This is a genomic window from Xenorhabdus sp. NBAII XenSa04 (assembly GCF_963866145.1).
Lineage (GTDB): Bacteria > Pseudomonadota > Gammaproteobacteria > Enterobacterales > Enterobacteriaceae > Xenorhabdus > Xenorhabdus indica.
Map to the genome: position 1 here is coordinate 1 of NZ_CAWMEB010000395.1, position 1333 is coordinate 1333.

The 1333-nt window shown below is 35.9% G+C and carries 2 protein-coding genes; one reads left to right on the plus strand and one right to left on the minus strand.

Translation table 11 applies throughout. The features are described 5' to 3' along the window. Positions 1-1020, minus strand: a 1020-nt coding sequence (locus AAC147_RS12885) for a hypothetical protein (protein WP_231571416.1), incomplete at its 3' end; no start/stop codon positions are given. 89 nt (positions 1021-1109) lie between these two features. On the opposite strand from AAC147_RS12885, the gene AAC147_RS12890 reads away from it, so the two are divergent. Continuing rightward, on the plus strand, positions 1110-1333 hold a 224-nt coding region (locus tag AAC147_RS12890; RefSeq protein ID WP_156115359.1), incomplete at its 3' end, for a hypothetical protein.

Below are 1333 nucleotides of genomic sequence, written 5' to 3' on the forward strand. Positions count from 1 at the left end.
CTCCATACTTTTTTCTGTAGATTCTAGTGCCACTAATACTTTGGCTGCTATTTGTGCAGAAGCATCAAAATAGCCATTAACAGCATAATAGCGAACACCCCCACGAATATTGGTTTCGGCTCTGATACCAAATCCAGTTTCTAACATCGTATCTTTTTTAAAAGACCAATCACCTTTATCATCAGACTCCCAACCAAACATAACACTCAAATCACCACTGAGAATTAAATCTAGTTGTACACCATAAAATGCCCCGTTTTTACCTTGCTTGACTTCTTGTTCGAGCTCTTCTCCTTTTTCTCGTATTTTAGCCACAACTTTATTGACTTTAAAATAGGCAGCAAATATTTGAATAACATCAACACGTAATTCTAAACCGACTAAGGGTGTTGCTGTAATATCAGCATTATATTTATAGAAAAGTTCATATTTATCATTATGCGCAAGTTCATAACTGCCACTAATATTAATTAAGGGATTAATAAGATCTAAATTAATAACCCTAAACTTATCTTGATCATGCCCAAATGCAAGAAGATCATTGAATTTACCAATACTATCGATAGCAGTATCGACTGGGCCTAATTTCTTTTTCCCTTTTTTAAACTCAAACTCAAGTTCTTTTGACCAACTACGTGTTTCAGTGCCTTTTTCAGCCGTGATTTCGCCTTCAATTGTTAGTGAATTACGAACTTCATAAGGCTGTGTATTTCTTCGCCATCCTTGTGATCCTTTATACCGCATTCCCTTTTTTTTGTTGGTTTCTTTTTGTTGTTGTCTTCTTTGCTCATCGGTAAACTTTTCAATTTCCTCTGATGCACCAATGGCAACGTTAAATTCCTGTTTTTCATTCAGGACAAGGTGAATGTTTGAACCAAGGATAGCCTTATTACCTATTGTGGAGGTTAAAATTTTATCTGCCAGTTTGTATTTTTTATCTATTAATGGTTTTCCTGAGCACTCGTCTGCTCTGATATAAAAACGTTCTTCTTCTATATGTGAGCTAAAGTCTCTGCTCAAAAAACGTTGTAAAATAACGAGCGGACTGTTTTCCTTGAGAGAAGATTAGTTATGAACAACTCTTTCCTTTCCCTACGACATTGTTTTATGTGGTTCCTAAACCGGAAGATAAAGCGGATAAACCTAAAATCCCTATAAAGCTAAGTGCTGTTGGTAAAGGGTGTATTTCTCACAATCCAAACTGCCCAATTGGAAATTTATCTGGTGAAGATGGCATGCCTATAGCGCAATTTTCACCTAACAAACCATATACTGGGGAGTTAGTCTATTCAAAGAAAATTGATGATTTTTCTCTCAAGGAAAACAGTCCGCT